This is a genomic window from Lelliottia sp. GFLA7, assembly GCF_056490165.1.
In genome coordinates this window covers 1-436 of sequence record NZ_JBWLAQ010000089.1, presented here as the reverse complement: position 1 = coordinate 436, position 436 = coordinate 1, and the positions used below count along the sequence as shown (strand labels likewise).

1 protein-coding gene is annotated in these 436 nt (G+C 69.5%); it reads right to left on the bottom strand.

Going from position 1 to position 436, the window contains the following annotated elements; translation table 11 throughout:
* Window positions 1-53 precede the first annotated feature (53 nt).
* The coding region (locus tag AC07RN_RS21295; RefSeq protein WP_478337267.1) for a TetR/AcrR family transcriptional regulator at window positions 54-436 on the bottom strand (383 nt) is incomplete at its 5' end.

Here is a 436-nt window from a genome sequence, read left to right as displayed (position 1 = left end):
GGCCTGGACCGGGTCGTCGATCTCGGCGAGCAGTCCGGCGTCCCACGAACGCATCACGTCGGCGACGGCCTGCTGACCTCGTCGTGCTGCCCGTCGGCGCTGCGCATCGCCGCGAGCATCGAGCGGTAGAGCGCGATCTCGTCGGCCGAATCGGCTGGTGGGTACTGCAGGGAGATCTCGGAGACGGTCCGGCCGGTCGAGACGGCGTCGGCCAGCTGCTGGTCCGAGCGCTCACCGAGGCGCCGCACCATCGACGCCAGCAGCGCCTCCTTGGTGGGGAAGTGGTAGAGCAGTCCGCCCTTGGAGACCCCTGCCGCCGCGGCCACCGCTTCGAGGGTCACCTGTGCCACGCCGACGTCGAGCAGGAGGCGTTCGAGGGCGTCGAGTATGCGATCGCGTGTGTCGGATGCCATGAAAGTCACTGTACCGGCTGGAC